At 66.2% G+C, this 26712-nt stretch carries 29 protein-coding genes, 1 tRNA gene and 2 pseudogenes; 22 read left to right on the top strand and 10 right to left on the bottom strand.

Annotated features, from left to right (window positions below):
• Positions 1 to 75: 75 nt before the first annotated feature.
• Both ABZW16_RS24750 and ABZW16_RS24745 read right to left on the bottom strand, forming a co-directional pair.
• Positions 76 to 372 (bottom strand): FmdB family zinc ribbon protein, encoded by a 297-nt coding sequence (locus tag ABZW16_RS24750; protein WP_354958374.1) that lies wholly within the window; start codon positions 370 to 372, stop codon positions 76 to 78.
• Between the two features lie 69 nt (positions 373 to 441).
• Positions 442 to 1029: a 5-formyltetrahydrofolate cyclo-ligase gene (locus ABZW16_RS24745; RefSeq protein ID WP_354958392.1), complete on the bottom strand. Its 588-nt coding sequence runs from the start codon at positions 1027 to 1029 to the stop codon at positions 442 to 444.
• An 86-nt stretch (positions 1030 to 1115) separates the two neighbouring features.
• Between ABZW16_RS24745 and ABZW16_RS24740 the strand changes: the two genes are divergently transcribed.
• The 5 genes from ABZW16_RS24740 to ABZW16_RS24720 all read left to right on the top strand — a co-directional run bounded on the left by ABZW16_RS24740 (position 1116) and on the right by ABZW16_RS24720 (position 5927).
• Positions 1116 to 2072: a UTP--glucose-1-phosphate uridylyltransferase gene (locus ABZW16_RS24740; protein WP_354958372.1), complete on the top strand. Its 957-nt coding sequence runs from the start codon at positions 1116 to 1118 to the stop codon at positions 2070 to 2072.
• Positions 2073 to 2198: 126 nt separating this feature from the next.
• On the top strand, positions 2199 to 3458 hold the full coding sequence (glp, locus tag ABZW16_RS24735; protein WP_354958371.1) for a gephyrin-like molybdotransferase Glp: 1260 nt from the start codon (positions 2199 to 2201) through the stop codon (positions 3456 to 3458).
• Between the two features lie 12 nt (positions 3459 to 3470).
• Positions 3471 to 4121, top strand: coding sequence for a GNAT family protein (locus ABZW16_RS24730; protein WP_354958369.1), 651 nt, complete (start codon positions 3471 to 3473; stop codon positions 4119 to 4121).
• Between the two features lie 369 nt (positions 4122 to 4490).
• Positions 4491 to 5717 (top strand): gephyrin-like molybdotransferase receptor GlpR, encoded by a 1227-nt coding sequence (gene glpR / locus ABZW16_RS24725; RefSeq protein ID WP_354958368.1) that lies wholly within the window; start codon positions 4491 to 4493, stop codon positions 5715 to 5717.
• A 134-nt stretch (positions 5718 to 5851) separates the two neighbouring features.
• Positions 5852 to 5927 (top strand) — tRNA-Ala (locus ABZW16_RS24720).
• Between the two features lie 473 nt (positions 5928 to 6400).
• Here ABZW16_RS24720 and ABZW16_RS24715 read toward each other — a convergent pair.
• A pseudogene (locus tag ABZW16_RS24715) lies at positions 6401 to 6602 on the bottom strand (alpha/beta hydrolase); the annotation flags it as partial.
• 229 nt (positions 6603 to 6831) lie between these two features.
• Here ABZW16_RS24715 and ABZW16_RS24710 point away from each other — a divergent pair.
• Positions 6832 to 7719, top strand: coding sequence for a hypothetical protein (locus tag ABZW16_RS24710; RefSeq protein WP_354958367.1), 888 nt, complete (start codon positions 6832 to 6834; stop codon positions 7717 to 7719).
• A gap of 5 nt (positions 7720 to 7724) precedes the next feature.
• On the opposite strand, the gene ABZW16_RS24705 is transcribed toward ABZW16_RS24710, so the two are convergent.
• On the bottom strand, positions 7725 to 8708 hold the full coding sequence (locus ABZW16_RS24705; protein ID WP_354958366.1) for a YafY family protein: 984 nt from the start codon (positions 8706 to 8708) through the stop codon (positions 7725 to 7727).
• Between the two features lie 103 nt (positions 8709 to 8811).
• On the opposite strand from ABZW16_RS24705, the gene ABZW16_RS24700 reads away from it, so the two are divergent.
• The 6 genes and pseudogenes from ABZW16_RS24700 to ABZW16_RS24675 form a co-directional block, all read left to right on the top strand.
• On the top strand, positions 8812 to 9210 hold the full coding sequence (locus tag ABZW16_RS24700; RefSeq protein ID WP_354958365.1) for a VOC family protein: 399 nt from the start codon (positions 8812 to 8814) through the stop codon (positions 9208 to 9210).
• A 163-nt stretch (positions 9211 to 9373) separates the two neighbouring features.
• Positions 9374 to 12637, top strand: coding sequence for a BTAD domain-containing putative transcriptional regulator (locus ABZW16_RS24695; RefSeq protein ID WP_354958364.1), 3264 nt, complete (start codon positions 9374 to 9376; stop codon positions 12635 to 12637).
• Between the two features lie 73 nt (positions 12638 to 12710).
• Entirely contained in the window at positions 12711 to 13139 is a 429-nt protein-coding gene (locus ABZW16_RS24690) for a DUF4267 domain-containing protein (protein WP_354958363.1), read from the top strand.
• Positions 13140 to 13146: 7 nt separating this feature from the next.
• Positions 13147 to 13599, top strand: a complete 453-nt coding sequence (locus ABZW16_RS24685; RefSeq protein ID WP_354958361.1) for a DUF2871 domain-containing protein — start codon at positions 13147 to 13149, stop codon at positions 13597 to 13599.
• Positions 13596 to 15059: an amidase family protein gene (locus tag ABZW16_RS24680; protein ID WP_354958360.1), complete on the top strand. Its 1464-nt coding sequence runs from the start codon at positions 13596 to 13598 to the stop codon at positions 15057 to 15059. Before ABZW16_RS24685 ends, ABZW16_RS24680 begins: the two co-directional genes overlap by 4 nt.
• 4 nt (positions 15060 to 15063) lie before the next feature.
• A pseudogene (locus ABZW16_RS24675) lies at positions 15064 to 15285 on the top strand (FAD-linked oxidase); the annotation flags it as partial.
• 220 nt (positions 15286 to 15505) lie between these two features.
• On the opposite strand, the gene ABZW16_RS24670 reads toward ABZW16_RS24675, so the two are convergent.
• From ABZW16_RS24670 to ABZW16_RS24660, 3 genes are all read right to left on the bottom strand, one after another.
• Complete coding sequence (locus ABZW16_RS24670) at positions 15506 to 16198, bottom strand: type 1 glutamine amidotransferase domain-containing protein (RefSeq protein WP_354958359.1); 693 nt, start codon at positions 16196 to 16198, stop codon at positions 15506 to 15508.
• 16 nt (positions 16199 to 16214) lie between these two features.
• On the bottom strand, positions 16215 to 16535 hold the full coding sequence (locus ABZW16_RS24665; RefSeq protein ID WP_354958391.1) for an alcohol dehydrogenase catalytic domain-containing protein: 321 nt from the start codon (positions 16533 to 16535) through the stop codon (positions 16215 to 16217).
• Between the two features lie 293 nt (positions 16536 to 16828).
• Positions 16829 to 16966: an SDR family oxidoreductase gene (locus ABZW16_RS24660; RefSeq protein ID WP_354958358.1), complete on the bottom strand. Its 138-nt coding sequence runs from the start codon at positions 16964 to 16966 to the stop codon at positions 16829 to 16831.
• Between the two features lie 62 nt (positions 16967 to 17028).
• On the opposite strand from ABZW16_RS24660, the gene ABZW16_RS24655 reads away from it, so the two are divergent.
• Positions 17029 to 17604 (top strand): helix-turn-helix domain-containing protein, encoded by a 576-nt coding sequence (locus ABZW16_RS24655; protein WP_354958357.1) that lies wholly within the window; start codon positions 17029 to 17031, stop codon positions 17602 to 17604.
• Between the two features lie 213 nt (positions 17605 to 17817).
• Here ABZW16_RS24655 and ABZW16_RS24650 read toward each other — a convergent pair whose 3' ends face one another.
• A complete protein-coding gene (locus tag ABZW16_RS24650) occupies positions 17818 to 18417 on the bottom strand; it encodes a helix-turn-helix domain-containing protein (protein WP_354958356.1) in 600 nt (199 codons plus the stop codon).
• Positions 18418 to 18489: 72 nt separating this feature from the next.
• Here ABZW16_RS24650 and ABZW16_RS24645 point away from each other — a divergent pair, with 72 nt between their 5' ends.
• The 3 genes from ABZW16_RS24645 to ABZW16_RS24635 all read left to right on the top strand — a co-directional run bounded on the left by ABZW16_RS24645 (position 18490) and on the right by ABZW16_RS24635 (position 20597).
• A complete protein-coding gene (locus ABZW16_RS24645) occupies positions 18490 to 19443 on the top strand; it encodes a TauD/TfdA family dioxygenase (protein WP_354958355.1) in 954 nt (317 codons plus the stop codon).
• A 5-nt stretch (positions 19444 to 19448) separates the two neighbouring features.
• Positions 19449 to 20084: a DUF3159 domain-containing protein gene (locus tag ABZW16_RS24640; protein WP_354958354.1), complete on the top strand. Its 636-nt coding sequence runs from the start codon at positions 19449 to 19451 to the stop codon at positions 20082 to 20084.
• Positions 20085 to 20225: 141 nt separating this feature from the next.
• Entirely contained in the window at positions 20226 to 20597 is a 372-nt protein-coding gene (locus tag ABZW16_RS24635) for a nuclear transport factor 2 family protein (RefSeq protein ID WP_354958353.1), read from the top strand.
• Here ABZW16_RS24635 and ABZW16_RS24630 read toward each other — a convergent pair.
• The gene (locus tag ABZW16_RS24630) at positions 20572 to 21267 is read right to left on the bottom strand and encodes a hypothetical protein (protein WP_354958350.1); all 696 of its coding nucleotides are present in this window, start codon (positions 21265 to 21267) and stop codon (positions 20572 to 20574) included. The two genes, ABZW16_RS24635 and ABZW16_RS24630, sit on opposite strands and share 26 nt — an antisense overlap.
• A gap of 166 nt (positions 21268 to 21433) precedes the next feature.
• Between ABZW16_RS24630 and ABZW16_RS24625 the strand changes: the two genes are divergently transcribed.
• From ABZW16_RS24625 to ABZW16_RS24615, 3 genes are read left to right on the top strand one after another with little or no spacing between them, the layout of a single operon-like run.
• Positions 21434 to 21994, top strand: coding sequence for a hypothetical protein (locus tag ABZW16_RS24625; RefSeq protein ID WP_354958349.1), 561 nt, complete (start codon positions 21434 to 21436; stop codon positions 21992 to 21994).
• Positions 21995 to 22007: 13 nt separating this feature from the next.
• Positions 22008 to 23327: a peroxidase gene (locus ABZW16_RS24620; RefSeq protein WP_354958348.1), complete on the top strand. Its 1320-nt coding sequence runs from the start codon at positions 22008 to 22010 to the stop codon at positions 23325 to 23327.
• Between the two features lie 11 nt (positions 23328 to 23338).
• Positions 23339 to 24352: a hypothetical protein gene (locus ABZW16_RS24615; protein ID WP_354958347.1), complete on the top strand. Its 1014-nt coding sequence runs from the start codon at positions 23339 to 23341 to the stop codon at positions 24350 to 24352.
• Between the two features lie 195 nt (positions 24353 to 24547).
• On the opposite strand, the gene ABZW16_RS24610 is transcribed toward ABZW16_RS24615, so the two are convergent.
• On the bottom strand, positions 24548 to 24976 hold the full coding sequence (locus tag ABZW16_RS24610; RefSeq protein ID WP_354958346.1) for a PadR family transcriptional regulator: 429 nt from the start codon (positions 24974 to 24976) through the stop codon (positions 24548 to 24550).
• On the opposite strand from ABZW16_RS24610, the gene ABZW16_RS24605 reads away from it, so the two are divergent.
• From ABZW16_RS24605 to ABZW16_RS24595, 3 genes are all read left to right on the top strand, one after another.
• Positions 24951 to 25517: an SDR family NAD(P)-dependent oxidoreductase gene (locus ABZW16_RS24605; protein ID WP_354958345.1), complete on the top strand. Its 567-nt coding sequence runs from the start codon at positions 24951 to 24953 to the stop codon at positions 25515 to 25517. The two genes, ABZW16_RS24610 and ABZW16_RS24605, sit on opposite strands and share 26 nt — an antisense overlap.
• Positions 25514 to 26347 (top strand): SDR family NAD(P)-dependent oxidoreductase, encoded by an 834-nt coding sequence (locus ABZW16_RS24600; RefSeq protein ID WP_354958344.1) that lies wholly within the window; start codon positions 25514 to 25516, stop codon positions 26345 to 26347. Before ABZW16_RS24605 ends, ABZW16_RS24600 begins: the two co-directional genes overlap by 4 nt.
• Before the next feature lie 172 nt (positions 26348 to 26519).
• On the top strand, positions 26520 to 26712 hold a 193-nt coding region (locus tag ABZW16_RS24595; protein WP_354958343.1), incomplete at its 3' end, for a hypothetical protein.

The following is a 26712-nucleotide window of genomic DNA, read 5'->3' as shown; positions in this document are numbered from 1 at the left end:
CGGGAAACAGTGCTGCCTGTGGATAACAACAGCCCTGGGGATAACTCCCGCAGGGCTGCTTCAACCTGGTGAAACTCAGCTGGCGACGGCCGTGCTCGCGGTGCTCGAGCTGGTCGAGGAAGCGGAATCCGAGCTCGATGCGGAGCTGCCGGAACCGCCGTCCGACTTCGCGGGCTCGCTCGCGGTCGATGCGCCGCCGCGGCTGTCCGTGCGGTAGAAACCGCTGCCCTTGAACACAATGCCCACGGAATTGAACAGCTTGCGCAGCTTCCCGGAGCACTCCGAGCAGACGCTCAGCGCCTCATCGGCAAAGGACTGAACGATGTCGAAGCGGTTGTCACACTGGGTGCACGCATATGAATAAGTTGGCACTGGATCCTCCGCAGGGTTCGTCAATCTGGCACTCTACAGCCGACAGTGCCAACACCGCCAATCGGCATTTCATTCCGCATCCCCGTCGCGACCCAATCGATGCAGCCCACCATGCGGTGTGAGTGCCCAGCCCATGCGCAGATCGTGTGGTTCCTCGGGTAGTCGATCGAGCAGTTCGTCATCGCGGACCACCGCGATCAATCGTGCCGTCGGCCGGGCCGCGGCCAGCGTCCGGTCGTAGTATCCGGCGCCCCGGCCGAGCCGGACGCCGCGGCGGTCCACCGCCAGCGCCGGGACCAGGATCAATTCCGCCAGCGTGATCGCATCGGCGAGCACCTCGCCCGCGGGCTCGAGCAGCCCGAACCTGGCGCGCCGCAAGTCATCGGTATCGGTGAATTCGGCCCATTGCAGCGGTCCCGGCGGTCCGGTGATCGGCAGCAGCACCCGGGCGCCCGCCGCGCACAGCGCCGTCAACAGCGCCGTCGATCCGGGTTCTCCGCGCACCGGCACATACGCGCACACCCATTCGGGAACGTCCAGTGCGGCGACGTTGTGGGCCAGCTCACGTGCCTCGGTTTCGTGCTCGGCGGCGGTCATCGCGGCTCGTCGAGCGTTAATTTCCACACGCCAGGCATGTTTGTCACGCTCGCCGGGCATCTCCACGGTGATCACCTTAAGCTCACCGGGACCCGAGTCGGCGTGATGGCCGCCTCGGGCCTGTGATGGATGGATAGGGTAGGCGTATGACAGCAATGGCGGGACAATCCGCGAATGGCGCGGTCGTTTCGTGTTTCCGCACGGCCGTGGTGCCCGCGGCCGGACTCGGGACGCGGTTCCTGCCCGCGACCAAGACCGTGCCCAAGGAGCTGCTGCCAGTGGTGGACACTCCCGGCATCGAGCTGGTCGCGACGGAGGCCGCCGACTCCGGTGCCGAGCGACTGGTCATCGTGACCTCGCCCGGTAAGGACGGTGTGGTCGCGCACTTCGTCGAAGATCTGGTGCTGGAGGGTACGCTCGCCGAGCGCGGCAAATTCCATTTGCTGGAGAAGGTGCGCAAGGCGCCCGCGCTGCTGGATGTCACCTCGGTGGTCCAGGAGGAGCCGTTGGGCCTCGGACACGCCGTCGCGCAGGCCGAGGGTGTCCTCGATGACGACGAGGACGCCATCGCCGTGCTGCTGCCCGACGATCTGGTGCTGCCGTGCGGGGTGCTCGATGTGATGAGCCGGGTGCGGCGCAAGCGGGGCGGAACTGTGTTGTGCGCCATCGACGTTCCCAAGGACGAGGTCAGCGCCTACGGTGTCTTCGATGTCGCGCCGGTGCCCGATGCGGTGAACCCGAATGTGCTGCGGGTCAACGGAATGGTGGAGAAGCCGGCACTGGCGGACGCGCCGTCGACCTTCGCGGCTGCGGGCCGATACCTGTTGGACCGCGCCATCTTCGACGCGCTGCGGCGGATCGAACCGGGCGCGGGCGGCGAACTGCAACTCACCGATGCGATCGCACTGCTCATCGAGGAGGGCCATCCGGTCCATGTGGTGGTCCACCGTGGGTCGCGCCACGATTTGGGCAACCCGGGCGGCTATCTTCGTGCTGCGGTCGATTTCGCTTTGGAACGAGAGGAATACGGCCCCGCCCTGCGGGAGTGGCTGCAGCATCGGCTCAGTTCGGACTGGGACCCACAGCTGACGACCTACGACTGATAGCGGCGGGCGTCGGGTTTCGCCGATTGTGGACCGTCGGGTACGAATGATGGTTCACCTTGCGCACGGAACGTGGTTGCGCGAGTAGCGGAATCGGGTCGGTGCGGAGAGATCAGGAAGGGCTGGATGCGCTCGGTTGAGGATCAGCAGATCAAGGTGACAGCTGCGGCGGTCGCGCCCCGGCCGGTCCGGGTCGCGATCTCCGAGGCCCAGGGCCTGCTGTGCGCCGAGGATGTCGTCACCGAGCGCCCCCTGCCCGGATTCGACCAGGCCGCCATCGACGGCTACGCGGTGCGCAGTGTCGATGTCGCCGCCGCCGGTACCGATATCCGCAATGAGGACGGCGAGCTGGTCGATCTGACGCTGCCGGTGGTCGGCGAGGTGGTCGCCGGATCCAAACAGCCGATCCGATTGCAGCCGCGCCAGACCGTGCGGGTCGACACCGGTGCGCCGCTGCCGACACTCGCGGATGCCGTGCTGCCCCTGGACTTCACCGATGGCGGCCGGGCCAGGATCAAGGTGTACGAGCCGGTGCGATCCGGTGACTATGTCCGGCGCATCGGCGACGATGTGCAGCCCGGCGATGTGGCGGTGCGCGCGGGCACCATTATCGGTGCGGCGCAGGTGGGCCTGCTCGCCGCGGTCGGCCAGGACAAGGTGCTGGTGCATCCGCGGCCGCGGTTGTCGGTGATCTCGGTGGGCGGCGAGTTGATCGATATCGATCGCACGCCGGGTCCCGGACAGGTCTACGACGTCAACTCCTATGCATTGGCTGCCGCCGCACGCGATGCTGGCGCGGATGTGAACCGCGTCGGCATCGTGAGTTCGGATCCACGGCGGCTGCGCGATGTGGTGGAGGGGCAGCTGGTGCGCTCGGAGGTCGTGGTGATCGCGGGCGCGATCGGCGGCTGGGCCTCGGAGCAGGTGCGCGAGGCGCTCGAGGGTCTGGGCGATCTCGAAATCGCCCGGGTGGCCATGCATCCCGGCTCGGTACAGGGTTTCGGGCGGCTCGGGCGCGATGAGGTGCCGACGTTCCTGCTGCCATCGAATCCCGTTGGGGCACTGGTGGTTTTCGAGGTCATGGTGCGACCGTTGATCCGAATTGCCTTGGGGCGCAGACATCCGATGCGCCGCATCATTCGCGCCAGGACGATCACGCCGATCACCTCGATCGCCGGGCGCAAGGGTTATCTGCGGGCCCAACTCATGCGCGATGAGGCCACCGGCGACTATCTGGTGCAGCCGCTCGGCGGCGGCGCCGGTGGTTCGTCGCATCTACTCGCCACGCTGGCCGAGGCGAACAGTCTGATCGTGATCGACCCGGACGATACCGAGATCAGGACCGGTGACGAGGTTCGTGTCGCATTTCTCGCACAGCGCGGCTGAGGCGTGGAGACGATGAACGTGTTCCGGGGCACGCAGCATCCCGGATGGCCCGCGCATCTGGGACCGGTGCGGGTTGCGGCGGGCGAGGTCAGTCTGCGTCCGGTGCGGTTGCGCGACGCGGCGGTGTGGAGCCGGATCCGGTTGCGCGACAGGGCACATCTGGAGCCGTGGGAGCCAACCGGGCGGGGTGCCTGGGAGGCACGCAACCATGCGTCGAACTGGCCGTCGCTGTGGTCGAGTCTGAAGGCCGAGGCCAGACGCGGCGCGATGATACCGCTCGTGATCGAGGTCGACGGTGCCTTCAGCGGCCAGCTGACCGTCGGCAATATCGTGCGTGGCGCCCTGCGTTCGGCGTGGATCGGCTATTGGGTGGCCAAGGATTTGGGCGGTCAGGGGGTGGCGACGGCGGCGCTGGCGCTCGGTCTCGACCACTGCTTCGGGCCCGTCGGATTGCATCGGGTGGAGGCGACGGTGCGGCCGGAAAACCTGGCCAGCCAAGCGGTTCTGCGCAATGTCGGTTTCCGCGAGGAGGGTCTGCTGAAGCGCTACCTCGATGTGGACGGTGCCTGGCGCGACCACCTGCTGGTCGGCATCACCGTCGAGGAGGTGGCGGGCACCGTCGTGGACCGGCTGGTGCGCGACGGGCGGGCCACCTTGCCCTGACTGCCGGATGACGGCACGCCCGTACCGTTTTCGACGCGCCCGGCGGTCGCGACGCGCGGCAATAATGGTGGGAATGTGACAGGTGTGGCGTATGTGCACGGCGCGCCTGACCGAACTTGGTGCGACACCGAATTAACCTACGGACGTCGGAGGTGCGTCCTGCGCCACCGGCGGTGACCGTAGCGATTGCTTGCAGGTCGCTCGAAAGGATGAGCTGTGAGGCGCTCGGTGACCAGTGCCGAATACGCCCCGCGGCGACCGGACGTCCGCCCGTCCGAGGCGTTTTGCGGCGAGCGAACGCACCGCGACGGGGCGCGGTGCGGCCCGGTCGAACAGACGATGCGGCGGGGACGGAGGTGCTGAGGCGAGATGCCGAATTCGATCCTGTGGATTGGCTTGGTCGTGCTCTGGGTCTTCGTGCTGTTCCCGATCCTCGCCGACCGGCATCCCAGGATCAGGCAGACTACCGACGCGGCGTTGGCGACCCGCGTATTGCACCGCGGAGGTTCCAAGCGGCGCGCGAAGAGTGGACCCGCCGCCGGACATGACAGTGATCCGGACTACCGCCCGACCCGAGTGCAGAGAAAGCTATCCCACAGCGATGATGCGGAGGACCGGATGACGACACCGGCCGACGAGCAGGTCACCGAGGACGACGATGCCACGGCCGACCCGCCCGAAGCCACGTCGGCGGTATCCGATACCGAAATCGACGACAGGGAAGGTGAAGTCGACGATTTCGACCCCGCCGATGACGAATACGACGATGCGGACGGTGACGAATGCGACGATGCGGACGGTGACGAATACGACGATGCGGACGGTGACGAATACGACGATGCGGACCGTGACGAATACGACGATGCGGACCGTGACGAATACGACGATGCGGACGGTGAATTCGACGGCGCTGCTGGCGAACTCGACCGCATAGATTCCGACGATGACGAGATCGCAACGGCCCGAACGGCTGCGAAGCAACGTGCGACGGCCGATGATGACCTGGTGGCGGCAGAGCACACCGAAACGACCGGTGCCCGGATTCCCTCGGCCCGGACGGCGCCACCCGCTCGTCTCGACGAATCCGATTCCGACGATTCGGATTTCGTGCCCACTCGGCGTGGCCGCGGCGGCTTCGACCCCGAGGCCGACGCCATCGCGCGCGCGGCCCGCTACACCTTCCGTCAGCGCGCGGTACTCGGCCTGATCCTGGCCGCCCTCACCTTCGGCGGACTCTCGGTGGCACTCAACCCACTGTTCTGGTGGGGCTGTGGCGGCTCCGCGCTGGTCCTGGTGACCTACCTCGCCTACCTACGCAAGCAGGTGCGCATGGAAGAGGAGATCCGGCGCCGTCGCCTCGCACGGCTGGCCCGCAGCCGCGGCGAGCATGTCGAAGAGGAACGCGAAGCCGAGCGGCGCGCCCAACAGCGCGTCATGGACCGCGATACCGCCCGCGCCCTGCGCCGCCGCTCCGCCCTCATCGAGTCCGATGACGAAGACCCCACGTTCGAGCACCTGGAGACCTTCGATGCCGCCGCCGCCCGCGCCCTGCGCCGCGGCCACGGCGGCGATATGCGCCGAGCCGCAGGCGCCTGATCATCCGGTCGCCCGATCCGGACACCGCGTCCGGTCGAGCACTCTCCCTCGCATCTGCCCAGCTCAACCACACGATTCGGAGTCTGCCCACCCCGCCTGATACAGTGTCACAGCGCGGTTCCCCGGAGCCGCACGGGGCTATAGCGCAGTTGGTAGCGCGTCTCGTTCGCATCGAGAAGGTCAGGGGTTCGATTCCCCTTAGCTCCACCAAGTTCGTTATTGCACGAACACTTGGTTCATTGGCCCTGATCGGTGGTTTTCCTCCGGTTGGGGCCTTTTGGATAGGGCATCGCCTACTCGCACCAATCCCTGCACCACACGTCGACAAGGCAGTCCGTGTTGTAGAGATGGCCGATATATCGGAGTCCGTCTGCGAGTGCATCAGGATTCCAACGGCAGCTGATGGGTCGCGCTGGTCTGAGCTTGCCCCCTGTGGGCCCTGCTTTGCCGTGCAGGATGCCAATACGGTCACCAGCCTGGCACGACCGCTACAACAGGCGACAAATTGATGTTCGAACAGCCGCCGTTCTCGATGGCGTCAAAGGCGGCAACGAACGATACCGAACCCCTTTGACTGTGGCGGCGTGAGACGAGCTGCCGTACAGCACTTTTCGGGCTGCCGAACAACCGATATGCGGCATTATTGTGCGTTCCGCCGCTCAGGATGCTTCCGAGCCGGGCGGTTACCGGGCGAGCATGGCGGCAGCGACCTGGTCGGCCGCGGCGTGGCGCAGAGCGGTACCCATGTCGTCGAGGACGAGCAGTCGTGTCCCTGGGATTTCGGCGGCGAGGACCTCGCCGTTGCCGACCGGGAAGAACGGGTCGGCGCGACTGCACCACGAGTGTGGGCACGTCGAGCTCACCGAGCCGGCCCCGCCAGCGCGGAGTCCGCAGGAAATCGTGGGTCAGGCTGCCGGGTCCGACATTCAACGGACGCACTAGTCTGGGCGCCGGGGTTTTCAAGCGTGGTTTCACCAGGATGTTGGGAGGGGGCGTGATCCATCGTCGACGGGTCGGCGGGACCATTGGGTCTATCGCCGCATTGCTTTTCGTCGCCTGTCTGGGCGCGGGTTGTGACACCGATTCCTCGGCGTCAGTGCCACCGATCGGAGACGTGACGACCCTGGATCCCTGCGGATTCATCGCACCGAACGCCTTCGCCGATCTGAAGACCGTCGATGCCGCGATAAATATCGAACCGGCCGACTTCGTCAGGTGCAACCTCAGCCTGCCCCTCGTGGGCAAGGATCAGGGACGCATAGCTGTCTGGACGATCCTCGGCGCCCACACGGCCGACCTCGCCTCATCGGATGCGGTATCGACCGACCGCGGGCCGATACACATCACCAAAGGCACATCCCGGAACGGCGCCTGGTGTGACGCGACGGTTCGTCTGGCCGACGGCGAGGGAGTCCTGTTGCACGCGAGCGCCGACCGAAATGGTCAGCGACTCACCGATGTCGATCCGTGCCCGGCACGAGATCATGCGGTCGATGCCATCGTCGCGACCATGAAGAGTGGGGCGTATACGCGCATCGCGTATCCGAGCGACTCGCTGCACGGATATGACCTGTGCGGCTCGATATCCCTGCCGGAGGTCGAGACCACATTGAATCTGACCGGCCTCGCCGACAAATCCACACCTGCCGAACAGGACTGTCAGTGGCGCGCCAGTGACAGTTCGGACACGCCTCCCGGAGCGATGGTGTCGGTCATGATCAACGACCCGAACCTCTTCATGGGTAAACGCTCCACCATCAACGGATTTCCGGCACGGGTGTGGGATATCAGCAAGACGAGCGGGCCCGGCCGATGCGTAATCACCACAACGACAAAGCGCTGGGACACCTGGCCAGGCCAACATCGTTCGGCTACCGGCGAGGCATTCAGCGAACTGCTCTACACCCAGGTCATCCTCCCGACCCAGACCGAACCCGGGCAGGCCTGCCAAGCCGCGACGTCGGTCGCGACCCAGGCTCTGTCCCATCGGCCTCCGAACTAGCCGGTTTACCTGTGGGTTCGGTATCTGCCGTCGGCGGCCGCGGTCAGTCGGCGAGCCAGGGTGCGCACGGCGTCGTTGAGGATGTCGGGGTGTTCGATGACGAACGGGCGGTTCAGGCCGGCGAGGAGTGGTGGAATCCAGTCGAGTTGTTCGGCCCGGATTCGGACCCGGACCCATCGGTCGGTGTCAGAGGGTGGTGAGTCGATCTCCTGCACGGTCGCGATCGCGGCGGGTAGCAGCGGGCGGATTTCGGTGAGCGTTCCCTGAACTCGGACCGACACATCGTGCCGATAGGGTGCAGTGGCAAGTGCGGATAGCAGATGTGCGGCCGGCTCGAATCCGGCGGGCGGAGTGAATGTTCCGGGCCGTGTGGTCACCGCGGTGATGCGGTCGAGCCGGAACTGGCGTAGTTTGTCACTGCTGCTGTCCTGTCCCATCAGGTACCACCGGCCGGAGTGCTCGACGAGCCCGTACGGGTGCACGGTGCGCTCGCTGGGCCGCCCGTTGCGGTCGGTGTAATCAATTGCGACCGGTCGGTGTTCGCGGGTGGCTTCGGCGAGCAGGAGGAGGACGGAGCTCTCGACAGCGACTTCCGGGCGGGCGTCGGCGGTGAATTCGGCGGTGTTGATCAGTGCGTCCAGCCGGACCGTCAGACGTGCGGGCAGGACGCGGCGGAGTTTGGCCGTCGCGCTGTCGGCCGCGAAGGTGGCAGTTGTCGACCGGCTGGTGAGGAGTCCGAGCAATACGGCCACCGCTTCGTCGTCGGTCAGCATCAGCGGTGGCATGCGGTATCCGGGGGCGAGCTGGTAACCCCCGTAGCGGCCTCGCACCGATCGGACGGGGATATCCAGCTCGGTGAGATGGGTGACGTATCGCCTGACGGTGCGTTCATCGACGCCGAGCCGTCCGGCGAGTTCGCCGACGGTATGGGTGCCGCCGGCCTGCAACAGCTCGAGCAGGGCCAGCGCGCGGGCGGTGGGGCGCGTCATCGGGAAATTCTTGCATCTATACCGGGCGGAAACTGTCCGGTATTGACTCTACCGTGGCATGCGGCGGCGGAACTTCCGCCGCATCCGACAGCAGGAGTACGCGATGAAGCTCGTCTCGATCCGTCTGATCACCGATGACATCCACCGGTTGGTCAGCTTCTATGAGCATGTGACCGGTGTCGAAGCAACCTGGGCTACACCGGATTTCGCCGAAATCGTCACACCGGCCGGCACCCTCGCGATCGGAAGCACCCGCACCGTCGCGCTGTTCGCGGCCGGCAGCGCGCGCCCAGCCGACAACCACACCGCGATCATCGAATTCCTGGTCCCCGACGTCGATGCCGATTACCGGCGGTTGCGGGATGCGGTCGAGGATTTCGTCAACGAGCCCACGACGATGCCGTGGGGGAACCGGTCGTTGCTGTTCCGCGATCCCGACGGCAACCTGATCAACCTCTTCACCCCGGTCACCGCGCAAGCCATCGCGAAATTCGCCGGCTGACAGCCGCTCATCCGCTCGTGGCAATACTGGTGGCTACCTGGATCCGCCCTACGTCGAGAAGGCATCGCCGGTTCGATAGCCGCAATGCGGCGAGGTCCCAGGTTTGTCCAGGTTGACGAGAGGGCCGGGCGACACGCAGGATCAATCGCGAGATGGGCGATTCATGCTGGTAAGGCTATTGGGTCCGGTGCTGGTGGAGGCCGCGGACGGGACGAAGGCGTCAGTCGGGGGGCCGCGGGTGCGGGCATTGCTGGGGTTGCTGGCGCTCGAAGCCGGGCGAGTGGTGCCGGCGGCGCGGCTGGTGGACGGGGTGTGGGGGGAGGACCCGCCGGCGGGGACCGGGAATGCGTTGCAGACCTTGGCGAGTCGGTTGCGCGCGGCGGCACCGGGGGCGGTGCGGAATGACGGGGGCGGGTATGTGCTCGAACTCGCGCCCGAGGATGTCGATGTGCATCGGTTCATGCGTGAGGTCGAGGCGGGGCGGGCATTGCTGGCGGCCGGTGCGGCCGAACGAGCCATCGCGTGCTTCGATGCCGCGCTCGCGTTGTGGCGCGGGGAGCCGTTGATCGATGCGGGGGAATCGGAGGCATTGCGCGCCGCGGCACTGCGATTGACCGAACAGCGGCTCGAGGCAATCGAACTGCGCGCGGACGCCTTTCGGGCCCTGGGCCGAGGCGGCGAGGTACTGCGTGAGCTCCGCACGGAAGCAGCGGCACATCCGTTCCGGGAGACGCTGGCCGCACGGCTGGTGCGGGCGCTGGCGGCAGCGGGACGAACATCCGAGGCGATAAAACAGTTTCAACAAACCGAGACCCTGTTACTGGACGAGCTCGGCACGACACCCGCCGAGGTGCTGCGCTCGGCCCTGGCCGAAATTCACACGAGCGCACCCCGTAATCCCGCAGTCAACGAACCTGCCATCGAGACGACGCCCGGATCGGGTCGACCGGGAGTTGCGGCAGCATCCCGGACCAGCGGGACACCAAAGGTGTCCGCGCCGCTGCTGCCCAGGCGGTTCACCAGCTTCGTCGGGCGCGGACGCGACGTGGAAGGAGTGCGACGGGCGCTGCGCGAGGCCCGACTGGTGACACTGTCGGGTACCGGGGGCGTGGGGAAGACCCGGCTGGCCGCCGAGACGGTCGGGGCGCACGCCAAGGACTGGGCGGACGGTTACGCTTTCGTCGAGCTCGCCGCACTCGAGCGGGAACGAGCCGACCGGCCGGCCATGAACTCGGTCGGTGTGGCGATAGCGAACGCGCTCGCTCAGTTCGAGCGACCCGACGAACTGTCCACGGAATGGGCCGATGTACTGGAGCGGACGCTGTCCGGCCGCCGAGTGCTGTTGGTACTCGACAACTGCGAGCATGTCGTGGAGGCGACCGCGCGCCTGATCGACGATCTGTTGCAGCGGCTGCCCCTGCTGCGGGTACTCACCACGAGCCGGGAGCCGATCGGCGTGGACGGCGAGCGACTGTATCCGGTCCGGACCTTGGACCTGCCCGAAGCCGACGCGGGTATCGTGGCGGTCACCGCATCGCCCGCGGTCCGGCTGTTCATCGACCGTGCCACCGCGGCAGTCCCGGATTTTGCGCTGTCCGAGAGTAATTCCGCGGATATCTGCGCTATCGTGCGCGGCCTGGACGGCATGCCGCTGGCTATCGAACTTGCCGCCGCTCGCCTGCGGAGCCTGCCGCTGCCGGACCTCAGCACGCGGCTCACCGATCGCTTCCGGCTGCTCACCAACAGCACTCGCCACGCGGTCCCGCGCCATCGCACCTTGTACGCGGCCGTCGCCTGGAGCTGGGGACTGCTCACCGATGCGGAAGCCGCAGCGGCCCGGCGTTTTTCGATTTTCGCGGGCGGCGCGACCTTGGACGCCGTCACCCGGGTGTGTGGTCCGGATGCCATTGACACGGTCGCCTCACTGGTGACGAAGTCGTTGGTGGACTTCGATGGACAGCGCTATCGAATGGCCGAGACCATCCGAGCCTATGCGACAGCGGAATTGACCGCCGCCGGCGATGCGGCCGAGGTCGCGCGCATTCATGCCGACTGCTTCCTGGAATTCGCTGACGCCGCCGCCCACGGATTACGCACTGCCGCACACCCTGATTGGCTCGCGCGGCTGATCGCCGAACACGGCAATTGCGAAACCGCGCTGCGGTGGGCGCTGGACGTCGGCGATGGTGAGCGTGCGGTTCGCCTGTACGCGAATCTCGTCTGGTATTGGCTGCTGCGCGGGTTGCATGGCGACATCTCCGAACGCCGCCGCGAGGTCCTTGCCCTGCTCGGCGACACACCGCCGCCGGGGTGCACCGGGGCCTATCTGGCCAGCCGGTACGCCGAGGAGCTGCCGGCGTACTTCACCAACATCTGGTGGGGCCAAATCCGGGAGAACACGGGGCAATTCGAGCGGCTGACCCGCGCGGCCCTCACCGAGGATCGGCCCCCGCACCCGATATTCGTGCTCATACTAGCGCTGCGTGACCTGCTCCGCGACGACGACAGCCTGTTGACCGCGTGCACCATCTCCGACGATCCGTGGCTACGCGGCAATGCGCTGCTGGCACGAGGTTTCGATGAACTGGGCGGCGATCATCCGGCCCGCGCTCTGCCCACTTTGGAAGCGGCGGTGACCTGCCTGAGCGCGCACGGTGATGCCCGGTCACACAGTCGCGCCCTGATCTCTCTGGCCAGCTACCGGACCCGGGTGCTCGGACTGGACAGCGCCCGCCCGCTGATCGCGAGCGCACTCGAACTACTCAGCGCCGACCTGGGCGCCGGTGAGCGCATGGGCGTGCTGCTCTTCGCGGCGGATATGCACCTGGTCGGCGGCGATACCGATGGTGCGGCAACCCATCTCGGCCGTGCCGAGGCCCTGTTCACCCCGCACATCATCCCCTCGCCCGCGCGCTTCCTGGCGGCGACGCAGGCGCAGCTGGCGCACCAGCGCGGCGACAACGACCGCGCGATGGAGCTGTACCGGCGGATGTCCGAACATCCGCTCCCCGTCGGCCCACCACCCGCGGGACGCCACGACACCGCTCGCTTCGTGACCTTGGTCTTCATGACCACCGCCTACGCGGCGGCCCTGGTCGCGGCGGGGCGGCCGGACGACGCGCTGCGAGAGCTGGCCATGCCCCGCGATCTGGCCGCCCAGACCTCGGCGGCGCTGCTGGCCGAGGTCGGTATCGGTTACGCCCTGGTTGCTCTGGCGAAGGGCGCCCCGGGGCGCGCGGCCCGCATTCTCGGCGCCACCGACCGGATCAACCGGAGGGCCGGGGTAATCCGCATCGGCCCGTTCCGGCGGCGGGCGCTCGACCAAGCGGAAGCGGCGCTCGGGCCCGTGCGCCTGGGCGCGGAATTCCTCGCGGGCGCCCGGCTTCCGGACGAGGCGGTGCTCGAACTCTTGCGTACCGTTCGCTGACAACGACTGTCAGCGAACGGTACGGGCAGCACTGGATGCTCGGGACGCGTATCCCACCGATCCAGGAGTGTTCATGTCCGTTCCCTCGAACACGGAATCAGTTGTTTCCGTGCGTGGTTCCCGCCGGCTCGGCGAACGTCTCGGTACGGCCGGCGCCGTACTGGGAGCCGGGTTCATCATGTTCGTCGGCGGCGGTTATCTGCTCGCCCCGCAGCGAATGGCCTCGGAGTTCGGCCTCACCGACGGTGATGCCGACGGCTTCCTGAACGTCAAAGGCGTCCGCGATGTGGTCACCGGCCTGATCCCGCTCGCTCTGCTCGCGGCCGGGCAGCGCCGCGCCGTCGGCGTCTCCCTGCTCACCATCGCCGTCATCCCGACCGGCGACATGCTCACCATCCTGGTGCGCCGCGGCTCCACCGCCACCGCCATGAAGGTGCACGGCCTCACCGCCGCCCTGGTGGCCGCCACCGGCGCGCTGCTGCTGCGCCGTGAAAACCGTTGAGCGCCCGATGAAGACGCTGTTCAATACCGCTCACATCTATATGATCATCGGCCTGATCGCCGGGTTCTACTACCGCGAGATCACCAAGGTCGAACATTTCACCGGGCAGTCGCAGCTCGGTGTCGTACACACCCACGTGCTGGCGCTGGGCATGCTGTTCTTCCTCATCGTGTTGGCCTTGGAGAAGCAGTTCACGCTCAGCGCCCGGAAAAGCCTGTACGGCTGGTTCTTCTGGCTGTACAACATCGGCCTGGCCATCACCATCGCGGCCATGACGCTGCACGGCACCCTCACCGTGCTGGGCAAGAGCAGTGGTGAGGCAATCGCGCTCGGCGCGGGTGTGGGCCACATCCTGCTGACCGTCGGGCTGATCCTCTTCTTCATCACCCTCGGCAAATCCATCGACGACAGCCGAACACCGCGCACCGCAGCGGTATTCGCCGAACAGGAGGCATCATGAACACCGGCCAGGACAGCGCGCTGTGGACGCGGGACGCGGTCTCGCTCGCGGCGCTGATCGCCGAGGGCGCGGTCACCGCGGCCCAGGTCGTCGAGGCGCATCTCGAGCGCATCGAGCAGGTCGATTCCGAAATCGGCGCGCTCACCACGGTATTCGCCGAGACCGCGCGCGCGGAGGCGGCCGCAGCCGACCGCAGGGTGCCGACCGGGCCGCTGCACGGGGTTCCGGTCACCATCAAGAACAACCTCGATGTCGCGGGCAGCCCGACCACCTGGGGCGTGGCGGCCCTGGGACAGGCCGTCGCGGCAGTGGATGCACCCGCGGTGTCCGCACTGCGGCGGGCCGGGGCGATCGTCATCGGGCGAACGAACATGCCGGACTTCGCCACTCGCTGGCACACCGACAACGACGAGGCGGGCCCGACGGTGAATCCGTGGAACCCGACTCGCAGCCCGGGCGGTTCCAGCGGCGGTGACGCCGCCGCGGTAGCGGCGGGCATGACACCCCTCGGGCTGGGCACCGACTTCGGCGGTTCACTGCGCGTACCCGCCGCGTTCTGCGGAGTCGCCTCCCTGCGCACCACGCCCGGCCGGGTGGCGGTGGCCTCGAGCCTGTCCGGGGCCGCACCCGCGCCGACGAACCAATTGTTCGCGGCACCAGGGCCGTTGGCGCGCACCGTGCGCGATCTGACGACCACCTTCGAGGTCCTCAGCGACAGCGCTGACCTGCGCGATCCCGGATGGATTCCGGTGCGCGACGTGACCGATACCGCCCTGCCCGCGGTCGCCGTCACGCTCGGTGACGATATCGATCCGCAGGTGCGGGCTGCGCTGCTCGGCTGCGCCGACGCCCTCGAACGCGCGGGATATCCGGTAGCCGAACTGGATCCGCCGCAATTGGGCGAGGTGGCGGCGGACTACGGCCGATTGGTGTCCACCGAGGTGGTGGTCCAGCGCCGCGAAGCCATGCGGCTAGTCGGCAGCGCCGGGCTGAACACTTTCATCGACGCGGCGATCGACCTGTTCCCGCCGCTGGATCTGGCGGGCTACATGACCGCGCTGGGTGAGCGCCTCACCCGCCGCGCGGCGTGGTCCCGCTTCCTCGCGGAGCATCCGATCGTGCTCGGCCCGGTCTCGGACGAACTGCCCTGGCCGGTCGGCTACGACCTCGGCGGCACCGCACAAGTCGCGACCATGTATGCAGCGCATCGCCTCACGATCGCCGCCAACTACCTGGCCCTGCCCGCGGTCACGGTCCCTGCGGGCGTCTCGGCCGAGGGCCTTCCCATCGGGGTCCAGTTGATCACCGCCCCATTCGCCGAGCGCCGCGCGCTGACTGCCGCCGCCCATATCGAAATGGCCTTTCCGATGCCCACACCCATCTCCCCGGTAACCGACCCGGCCACCCGGGACCCTGCCCGGGGTCAGGCTCCGTCCAGTGGCTCGGGCACGACGCGGTGAACATTCGGCGGCCGCCCCGCACGGTTTGACCGGGCTGGCCGTAAGCTCCCCGGTGGTCAGCGTTGTCGGCTATACCCTCGGTGGCGGATTGTCGTGGTTCGGCCGTAAATACGGTTGGGCGGCCGACAGCGTCCGGGCCTTCGACATCGTCGATGCCGATGGTCGTCGAGCCCGGGTCACCGCGGAGTCCGACCCGGAGTTGTTCTGGGCATTGCGTGGCGGCGGCTGCCCCGCCGATCGTGATCGGCGTGGCAGCGCTGTGCCTGCGATCAGCTATCGCAACCCCGGCGAGGCCGAATCTTGTTGCTGCAGTTGGTGACTCGGGGCGGGGGTAGTCCCCGACCACTTCAGAGCCGGAGACAGCTAACCACGGAACGTACTCTCTGGCTCCCATACCATGTCGAGACGCTGGTGTCGGTGCGGAGTTAACCGAGATCGGCGCAAAACTAGTTCAGCACCTTCAGCAATTCCTGGGCCAGCGGCTCGGCGGACGCGGGGTTCTGTCCGGTGTACAGGTTGCGATCCACGACCGTGTAAGGCTTCCAGATCTCGCCGCGAGTGAAGCGGACGCCAAGAGTGACCAGTTCGTCCTCCAGCAACCACCGGGCTTTGGCGGCCAATCCGACGGCGTCCTCTTCGTCATTGGTGAAGCCGGTGACCTGGTAACCGGCGAAGGGGGAAACGCCTCTCCAGCGGGTGGCCAGCAGTGCGGCCGGCCCGTGGCAGACGATGGCCAAGGGCTGGCCGGAGGAAAGGGCCGCGGTCAGCAGCCGTCCCGAATCGGCATCGTTGCACAGGTCCTCCATCGGACCGTGGCCACCGGGGTAGTAGACGGCCGCATAGTCCTCCAGCCGAGCGTTCGCCAGCTCGATCGGCCGCCGCAACTCCTCGGCAGACCGCAGGATTTCTTCCTCCGCGAGGGCAATCTGTTCACCGCCGGCCATCGAGGGACGCAGACTCATCGCGTCGACGTAGGGCACTACTCCGCCGGGCGTGGCCACCACAACCTCATGGTCGGCTCCGGTGAGCGCGGTATACGGGGCCGTGAACTCTTCGGCCCAATAGCCAGTCGGATGCCGGGTGCCGTCCTCGAGCGTCCAGAAACTTGCGCCGGTCATTACGAAGAGGATCTTGGCCATGGAACTCGCCTCCCTGTCATGGTGGGACCGGTATGCCTGAACTGCGTAAATGCCACTGTAAGCGGTTTTGCCCGCCGCGGGCTTCACTCGAAGACGATGTAGGCACGGCGGTGCCAAGTCCCGCCACTCGGCCGGTGATCTCATGGCCGGGGATGTAGGGGAACTCCACGGGGAACGGGCCCTTGAAGTAGCCGTCGAGGAGTTGGTAGTCGCTTCGGCACATGCCCGCCGCGGCGACCTTCAGGAGAATTTCGTCCGGCGCGGGCGCGGGCACCGGAAATTCTTCGATCCGAAGCGGTTCCTGATACCCGTACATGCGGGCTGCTCGCATCTGCATCACGTGTGCCTCGCTTTCGCTGACAGGCAAGAAAGCGACTCAGACCATGCTGCGTGCCGGAATCGGGTTCTGATGTCGGCCGCTGCTTCCGATCATCATCTTCGCATTTCTGGAACTGACCTGGAAGGTATGGCTCCCGATAATGAGCGCGCGGCTTTGCTGCGGGGGAGGGCGGCAGGCCGGTTTGCACCCTCCGGCTTCCTGATCTCGGGGGCGAGTGTGCACCGGATCCAGAGGCCACCAGAATCTTTCGAACGGTTACCGATTCGGGCGGATACCCGCGGGTGAGCGCATCACACTTGGGCCATGCCGCCGTCGACGAAGAGTTCTACGCCGGTGACGAAGCTCGATGCGTCGCTGGACAGGAATACCGCGGCCTGCCCGATCTCACGCGGATCTGCGATCCGACCGGTGGGATTTCCTGCCCCCATCTGCCGGACCTCTAAGTGGAGTCGTCCCCAATTAGCAAGAGGTCGAGCGAAGGAAGCCGATAATGCCCAGAGCCGATGGCCGCCCACTGCGGGCGGATGCCCAGCGAAACCGCGACAAGATCCTGTCTGCGGCCGTGCGTGTGTTCGCCGAGGACGGCCTCGACGCCCATCTCGATCGGATTGCTAAAGAGGCCGGGGTCGGCTCCGGCACGCTGTACCGAAACTTCCCGACACGCGAAGTGCTGATCGAGGCCGCATACCGGAACGAACTGGCCAAGCTGTGTGACGCGGCGCCGCAACTGCTCGAGTCGATGCCACCGGAGCTAGCGCTGCGCGCCTGGATGGGACGTTTCATCGATTACGCCACCGCCAAACTCGGGATGGCTGACGCGCTGCGGGCCCTCGTGGAGTCCGGTGTCGATCCGTATGTCCGCAGCAAGGACATGATGCTCGACGCGCTGACCTCCTTGCTCGAGGCCGGTTCGCGGGCGAGCGCGATTCGCTCCGATATCGGCGCGACCGACATGTTCGCGGCACTTACGGGAATCGCGCTCGCGTCCGGAAAGGCCGAGCAGCGCCAGCAGGCCGAGCGGCTGCTCGATCTGACCTTCGACGGACTGCGCGCATCTCGTCACTGACCGGGCTGCGACCTCGACACACTGCGCGAACCGGGTTGCGTGGGTGGGCGTCTCAACGTCTCCGCCGACAGGAGGGACACGAATTCTGCCGCCTCGCGGACCTGTTCCGGGTCGAGCCGTTCGATCACGGTGGCCGGATCATCGGCCAAGGTGTCGAAATCGTATCCGCCCCACGGCTGATCGGAGCGTCCGCGACCGCGGCGGTCATAGGTGCTATTGGTTTCCGTCGGTGGGGGAGGGGTGCGGGCTGCCGCACAGGATCCGGACGGCTTCGGCGTTGATTGCCTCCCGCAGTTGAGCATTCGGGACGCTGTCGAGCCCGGCGGCGTTGCGCAGGAAGGGCTCGAACAGTTGCCAGCCGAGTACGAATGCTGCGGCGTGTGCGACGGAGAGGGCGGCGTCGCGGTCATCGGCTCGATGTGAGCGGGCATGGTCGATCAGGGTCGTGATGACCGGAAATCGCCGCTGCATCTGTCCGACCGGATAGCCGTCCAGAATGCAGCGTGCCAGCACGACCCAGTGTCGGCGCAGTCGTGGATCGTCCGGCGATAACGCGCCGCTGTCGGCGAACTCGGCCGTCTCGGCGGAGAGGTGGTCGAGTACGGCCGTCACCAGCTTGTCCTTGGCGCCGAAGTGCCGGAATACCAGTCCATGGTTCACCCCTGCCCGCTCGGCGATGTCCCGGATCGACGTCGCGGCCGGGCCGCGTTCGGCGAACAGATCCGCGGCGTGGGTGAGCACCGCGGACACGACGGCGTCGCGACCGAGCGGGTTGTTGACGTCGGAAGACGTCCTTGCACCCTCTGTAGTCATGTGACTACAGTAGCTCATACCAGCTGTAGTCACATGACTACAGCCTCACTTTCTCCGAGAAAGAAGGTCGCCATGTCCGTAATTGCTGATCAGGACCCGGCCGCTGGCTTCACGCCCCGCACCGTTCAGCTCCCCGGATATCCGGTCTGGTCCGGCCCCTTCACGCATATCGCCGCCGAGCGTGACCGGCTTGCCCAGCTGAGCTGGCAGCATTTCGACGCCCGCCAGGTCGGCGCAACCCTCGGCGCGGAGATCTCCGGGGTGGATCTGACCACCGAATTGCCGAATGCGGTGATCGTCGAACTGCGGCGGGCGCTGCACGAGTACAAGGTGCTGTTCTTCCGCGACCAGGCGCTCGCCCCGCAACGGCACGTGGCCTTCGCCCGACGGTTCGGCACGCTCGAGGTTCACCCGTTCATCCCCTCCAACACCGACCAGCCAGAACTTGTGCGATTCGAAAAGAGCGCCCAGGTCGGCGGTTTCGAGAACGCCTGGCACCACGACGTCACCTGGCGCGAGCAGCCATCGATGGGTGCGGTCCTGCATGCGATTTCGGTGCCCCCGATCGGCGGGGACACGCTGTTCGCCGATATGTACGCCGCCTACGACGCCATCGACGAGGAAACCCGGGCGCGAATCGAAAACCTCGACGCTGTCCATGATTTCACTCGCGCGTTCGGGCATATGCTCGACGGTGAGCAGCGGGAGAAGATGCGCGCCGAGCATCCGGCGGTGGCCCACCCGCTGGTGTGCACGCACGCCGTCACCGGCCGCAAGCACCTCTACGTCAACCGGGTCTTCGCCGACCGCGTCCACGGCCTGGACCTCGACGAGGGCCGTGAGCTGATCGACCGGTTGTGCCGGAAGGCCGATGCTCCCGAACATCAGGTTCGGCTGCGGTGGGAGCCCGACACCGTCGCGTTCTGGGACAACCGCGCCGTCCAGCACTACGCCGCCAGCGACTACTGGCCCCAGGTGCGGATCATGGAACGCGCCTCCATCGTCGGCCCCCGTCCCGCCCGCTGACCCGAATGACACTCGACGACAGCCGGTCCGGGACCTCGCACGACTCGGCGCGAGTGTGGTCAGCCGCCAGGGTGCTCGGGCAGGCCGTCATCGCGCATGGCGGCGTTCGGCACCTCGTCGACGCCGTCACGCCGGTCGCGGTATTCCTGGTCGGATATCAACTGTTCGGGATCGGTCCGTCGGTCGCGGCCACATTGACCGCGGCGACCCTGCTCGCCGGATGGCGGCTGCGGCGCGGTGATTCAACGAAGGTTGTTGTGGCCGCCCTAGCTGCCGTCACCGTCTATTCGGCGCTGGTGCTGTGCACCGGTGAGGGCCGTGCCTTCTTCCTACCCGAGATCGTCGGCTGCGCGGTCTCGACCGTCGCCTTCGGCGCCACCCTGATCCGGGGCCGTCCGTTGAGTCTGCTTGTGTGTCAACGCATCCGGATCGAACCCGCCGAAATCGATCAGGCCCGGATCCGCAAGCACCGGCGCCTGACCGCGGCTTGGGCCGTGATGTGGGCGCTCCATGTGCTGATACTCCTGCCGCTGTATGCCGCCGATCAGATCACGGCCCTGGCGGCGGGGACCATGCTGCTCGGCAAACCCTCGGTACTCATCGCCGTTGCCGCCTCATGGTTGTGGGTTCGCAAGCGATAACCGACGGCAGGCATGCCGACAGGTAATCGGCATTTATCGCCACGCCGGAGCCAAGGACGATAGCTTTCAACTAAGTCCCTTCGGGCACCGTGTCCTGCGTCGACCCAACTACCGCGATTACCCCGCATGAAAGGACTCGCCATGACCCGTTCCTCTGCTGACCTCATGCGACGCAACCTGCTGGACGTCTTCAACGAACCCGATCCGGCTCGCCGGGCTGCAGCTATCGCCGAGACCTATGCCGAAGATGTGGTGTGGCACGAACCGGACCGAATTGTGCACGGGCGCAAGGACCTCGAACGCCGCGCCGAAGAGGTGCGTGCGGAAAACCCGGACTGGGTCTTCCGACCTGCCGGCCCGGCCTCGGAACTCGACGACATCGGCCACCTCGGCTTCCAATACGGCCCTGTCGACCAACCGCCGGTGGTCAGCGGCATGGACATCGCTCGTACCAAAGACGGCGTCATTGTCGAGCTCTATACCATCGTCACCGAGATCCGTCAGCCGTCCTAGCTCGATGCTCGACGGCTTCGCGGGCCAGGATAAGGCAGCTGACCACGAGTACCCAGGCGGGGAATACCAGCTCCACCCATTTGCTCATCTCACTGACGATGAGCAGTGTCAGGGCTACCAAATAGCTGAGGATGGCGAGCCACCGGGGCATCAGCCTGGTCTTGAACCAAATCGTCGCGAGCGAGATCATGAATACAGCGGCCATGCGAAGCGCATAGGTTTGGCTCGCTGAAGCCAGGACATGCCTGCCGAAGTTGATCACCTCGGAGCGGGCGGTCGGGTCGGTTACGTCGGTGTTGCTCGCCACCAAGCCCGCGGCGACCGCGGTGGCGACGAACATCATCGCCAGAAATAGCAGCCCGCTGCCGAGGAATATGGATAGGAAGAATCGGTCTTCGTAGCGTCCGAATCCGTCGCGCACGACGCCGATGAACCATAGAAAGCTGATTCCGGCGAAGGGCATCAGCACCGTTGCCGTCGTGATCGCACTTTGTTGGCTCTTCAGCCAATGCGTTGAATCTTCGAGGCCCGCAGGCATTTTGATGCGGATCAGGATAATCGTCGTGCCGAACAATACCGCGAAGGCGATTCCGGACAGTGCGGCGGCTCGCGGCGTCGACAATTGGCGCGGTTGCGGCGCCGAGTTGGTGTTCTGCGGCGGGTTCGACATGAGGTGATCCTGTCAAACCCGGGCGCCCGTGGCCGGGATTCGGAGTTTCCCGAAATTATTTCGGATGTCCAGTACGGCGGAGATAGCCGAATCTTTGCGGCGCTATCGGCTCGCTGCGTACCATCTGGATGTCCCGCTTACTGCGACGGTAAAGGCAGGTGACGCCATGCCAGCGACCGATAAGGACTGGAGTAGACCGGCGGCGATGGCCATCCCCAGGGAGGGCTATTTCGAGCTGGAGCGGGGTCGGTACGGCCCGATTTATCCACGGACGCCGGCCTGCTACGGATTCTCGATCATCGCAAAGGTGAAACCGGGTAGAGAAGAGGCGGTTCGCGCATACGGCAAGCAGATCGAAGAGGCGGTAGCGGGCAGTCCGGATGTGCTGGCACCACTGCGGTTGCATTATCTGCGGTGGGTGCTGTTCGATGTCGGCTCGGGGCTGCATTTCCAGTATCAAGGCATCTTCGACACCGATTTCGACAAGTACACCGAAGACGCCGTCGCGCTCTTCAGTCAGACCGGTATCACGACAGTTTTCACCAACCTCGAAGGGTTCCCGGAGGATTGGCAGGAAAACCCGGAGGCTTTCGTGAAATTCGTTCGAGAGCACCAGTTTCCGAGCTTCCTCGAATATGGCGAGTACCCCTACGTCACCGCCGACGAGATCAAAAAGGCGCTGCGGCTCGAGGCGGCGTTCTCCGACATGCTCGATCAGATGCAGTAGATCGTCCGGGCCGATGCTCGAACTCGACGATATTCAGCACATCCTGCTGACCCGCACCCCGGCGATCACCGGGCGCTACGAGTTCCTGTCCTTCGACGATCCCGCCGGGGGCCGGGCCTGGCTGACCGAGCTGCTGGACCGGGTGCAGTCGGCCGCGGACGCGCGCGCCACGATGGACAGCTCCGAGCGCTGGATCACGCTGGCCTTCACCTGGCGCGGGCTGCGGGCGCTGGGGGTGTTGGAGGAGGCGCTGGCCACCTTCCCCGCCGAGTTCCGTGAAGGCATGGCCGCGCGCGCTGACATTCTGGGCGATACGGGTGCCAATCACCCCGATAACTGGGTGGGTGGGCTGGCCGGTGCTGACCTGCACGCCATCGCGATCCTGTTCGCTCGCACCGATGCCGAACATCAGCGGTGCACCGCCGAGCACCGCAAGCTGGTGGCCCGCAGCCCGGGCGTGCGCGTGTTGTCCTTCTTGGATTTGAATGCGACGCCGCCATTCAACTACGCCCACGACCACTTCGGTTTCCGAGACCGGCTGTCTCAGCCCGTGATCGAGGGATCGGGTGAAGAACCGACGCCGGGGTCGGGCGCACCGTTGAAACCCGGCGAATTCATCCTCGGCTATCCGGATGAGGAGGGGCCGGTCCACCGGTTGCCGCAGCCGGAGGTGTTGTCCCGCAACGGGAGTTATATGGCCTATCGGCGGCTGCAAGAACACGTCGGTGCGTTTCGGAGCTATCTGCGCGAGCACGCCGACACCCCGGAAGGGCAGCAGCTGCTCGCCGCGAAGCTCATGGGCCGCTGGCCGAGCGGCGCGCCCTTGACGCTGGCTCCCGACCACGACGATCCGGAGCTGGGCGCGGATCCCATGCGGAACAACGACTTCAACTACGAACAGATGGATCCGCACGGCTACGCGATACCGCTCGGCTCGCACGTGCGACGGCTCAACCCGCGTGATACCGCACCGAATATGAACCGCCGCAGGATGATTCGCCGCGGCGCGACCTACGGTCCGGCGCTGCCGGAGGGCGCACCCGATGACGGGGCGGATCGAGGCATCGCCGCGTTCATCATCTGCGCCAGCTTGGTACGCCAGTTCGAGTTCGCCCAAAACGTCTGGATCAATGACAAGGCATTCCACGAACTCGGCAATGAACGCGACCCCATCTGCGGCACCCAGGACGGCACCCTGGAGTTCACGATCCCCAAGCGGCCCATCCGCAAGGTGCTCACGGGACTACCAGCATTTACCACGCTCGAGGGCGGCGCGTACTTCTTCCTGCCGGGTATTCGCGCACTGCGATACCTGGCCTCGCTCGACAGTTGAGAGGTGACAGCATGAGCACCCTGCCGCGGGCACGCACTTACAACCAGGACCACATTCCGCGCAAGCACGACGGGCGGCGGCGGATGAGCATCTATTGGACGTGGAGTTATCCGTGGGAGGCCCAACGCGATCCCGCCGAAATGTACAACCGCTTCTCCACGATGACCGAGGTCCGCAATGTCACGTGGCCGAGTTACGAGACCGTCGAGTACGACACGGCGCACTTCCTGCAGGGCATCGCGGGCACATTGGAGCTTTTCCATCGTTCGACGCTGGCGTTCCAGCGACTGGCGGGGGAGGCCACCGGACATCCCGTTGCGGTGTTCCAGCGCATCGACCAGGCCGGTTACACCTTGCCGATCGACGAGCGGATCCTCGCCGATACCGACACGCTCATGGTGTTCGGACTCGACCACGTCCTGTCCGAGCAGCAGGCCGCACCCGAGGAGTGCGCCGCGATCCGGGAGTGGCTGCAACGCGAAGGCACCTGCCTGCTGCTGGCGCCGCACCACGACGTCGGCTTCACCGACGACTTCACACAGCGACAGATCGAATACGAGCATCACGGCGACCCGCTGGTACCCCGCCAACAGCGATTCGGCCAGTACACCCGCTCACTGATGAAGGCGCTCGATGTGCCGGTGCACAACAAATGGGGCCTGCGCCCCGCAGTCGTCGACGGCACCGATGAGATCGCCCCCCTGACCGGATTCCGAGATCTGGACGCGCTCCACCTACTGGACAACGTCACCACCCTCAACTTCCACCCCCACCTGCCGCACTACGAACTCACCGCCCCGGAAAGCGACACCCTACGAGTCCTCGGCCGCCAGCGCGTAGCCCCCGATCGCCCCCACCCCTTCACCGCCGCAGGCAACACAGAATTCAACACCCTGATCTGGATGCCCCCCACCACCCCCCGCGCAGGCGACATCATCCTCCTCGACTCCACCAACTTCACCACCCTCTTCGGCGGCACCCAAAGCCTCGAAAACCTCTGGCACAACCTAGCCACCATGCACTAACCCCACCCAGTGTCCTGGACAAACGATCACCATGCGCTCATGCAGGGAAACGTCGAGAGACACCGGCATGAGCGCATTCTCGGCTGATAGTTGGACGCGCGTGGGCGCAGCGCTTCGTTCATCGTCGGTTCGGGTGGATTACGCTGCGGCGCTGGGGGTTAGCTCTCGGTTGCGGCGCTCGTTGTCGGCCAGGTTTCAGGGCTTTCGCTGTTTGCTGGGGGGATGGGATTGGGTCCATTCGGCCCACTCGCTGAGTGCGTCGGTCAGGCGGATGCCTGCTTCGGCGGCGATGCGGATCGATTGGGTCTGTGGGCCGGTGCCGTAATCGCCGCGGTCCTTGGCTGCGGCGATTTCGCGGTAGTAGTCGGCGAGGCTGCGGTAGTACGCGGCCTCCCGGTCGAGATATTCGGCGAGTTTGTCGGGATCCATCAGCCAGAAGAACACCGATCGCAGCAGCGGTTCCAGGCGGAAGGTGTGGTCGACCTCGACTTCGGTCAGCCAGCGGCGTACCTCGGCCAGTCCGGCATCGGTGATGCGGTACTCCTTGCGCCCGCGTGGCCCCTCGGCCTCGGAGGCGATGAGCTCGTCGTCTTGTAACTTGCGCAGCTCACCGTTCGCGGTCAATACTTTTGGTCCCGCCTATGTCACCCAGGCGTTCCTGCCGCTGCTGCGTGCCGGCGGCGGGCGGGTGATCAATATCAGCGCCCCGACGGCTCGGTTGCCGATACCGTTCCTGGCCCCCATTTCCGCGAGCAAGGCGGCGCTGTCATCGCTGTCGGATGCATTGCGACTGGAGTTGCGGGCGTGGCGAATTCCGGTGGTCGTCGTCGAACCGAGTGCCACGCAGACCGAGATCTTCACCAAGGCCGAGCAATCCGCGCAGGCCGCACTGGTCGCTGCCGATCCCGCGCGGAGAGCGCTTTACCAGCATCAACTCGCCGCGGTCGCGAAGACTTCGGCCGCGACCAAGATGGAACCGGTTGCGCCGGTGGCGAAGACGGTCGCCGCCGCGGTCTCGGCATGCGCGCCGAAACGTCGCTACTCGGTCGGCGGTGGGGCGCGCATGCTCGGCCTGCTCACCCACCTTCCGCCGGGGCTGCGCGAGCGGGCGCTCGTCGCCGCCGCCGGCCTCGGCGCCGCAGCCCGTGCCGACGGTGCGCGATGAGCCCGCGCACGATCGTGCTGGTCGGCGCGACATCGGGAATCGGGCGGGAAGCCGCGGGCGCACTCGCCGCCGCCGGGCACCGGCTGATATTGATCGGACGGGATCCGCAGCGGGTGCGCGACCTGCGGGCGGCATTGCCGACCGCGACGGTGATTGCCGCCGATGTCGCCACGAAAGCCGGAATCGACAGTGCCGCACGGCAAATCGCGGAATCGGTCGATCGGATCGACACCCTGGTCAACAATGCGGGCGTAATGTCGCAGCGGCGGACGGTCACCGCAGAGGGGATCGAACAGAATTTCGCCGTCCATCATCTCGCCCCGTATTCGATGACGAGCGCGCTACTTCCATTGCTGCGCCAGGGCGGCGGCCGGGTCGTCAGTGTCGATTCCGAGGGCCATCGGGCCGCGCTGTTGCGCTCGGACCCCATCGACATCGAGTTCGAAGATCTCTACAGCACAAGGGATTACCACATCTTCGTCGCCTACAGCCGCAGCAAGCTCGCCAATCTTCACTTCAGCTACGAATTGCACCGACGATATCCCGAACTCGAGGTCGTCGCGGTGCACCCTGGGATGGTTCGCACCGATCTGGTTCGGGGTTTCTCCGGGCCGCGGATGCTGGCGATGCGCGCGCTTGCGCGCGCGATTTCGTTGCCGACCAGCGAAGGCGCGGGTCCGATCGTCCACCTGGCCACCGAGTCCGAGATTCGACGCGGCGCCTACTACAACCGGTACACCACAGAGCAGTCCACACCCGCCTCCTACGATCTCGACACCTCGCGACGGCTGTGGGAGGTCACCGAACAGTTGCGTGGTCTGTTCTCCTGACCGGAGCCGCCTGCCGTAACGGTGGCGCGCCCGGCCAGGACGCCGCCGCCACCTGGACGCCGACGACCAGCGGCACACACAAACTCTGGATGCGCGACGACTCGAGCGGTTCGGCCACCCTCATCGGCCCGACATCGGTCGATGTCGTCGACCAGGCGCAAGATGGTGCCAGGTGCAGCTTGGAGAGCATGACCCGGTGCGCAACTCGGCCGCGGGTCAGGTAGTGCCGATTCGCCATCGGCACGGCTGCGCGGCCGAGTTGCTCGGCGGCATCGCTGATCCCGACTATATGGTAAGGCCTCCTTTTTTTATTGAGTGGAATAAAAATAAAGTCGATCATATGCAAAATTTGGATTCATTTTTTC

The organism is Nocardia sp. NPDC004604 (assembly GCF_040609795.1).
Classification (GTDB): Bacteria; Actinomycetota; Actinomycetes; order Mycobacteriales; family Mycobacteriaceae; genus Nocardia.
The sequence above is the reverse complement of the archived record's forward strand: the minus strand, read 5'-3'. Positions and strand labels throughout refer to the sequence as shown.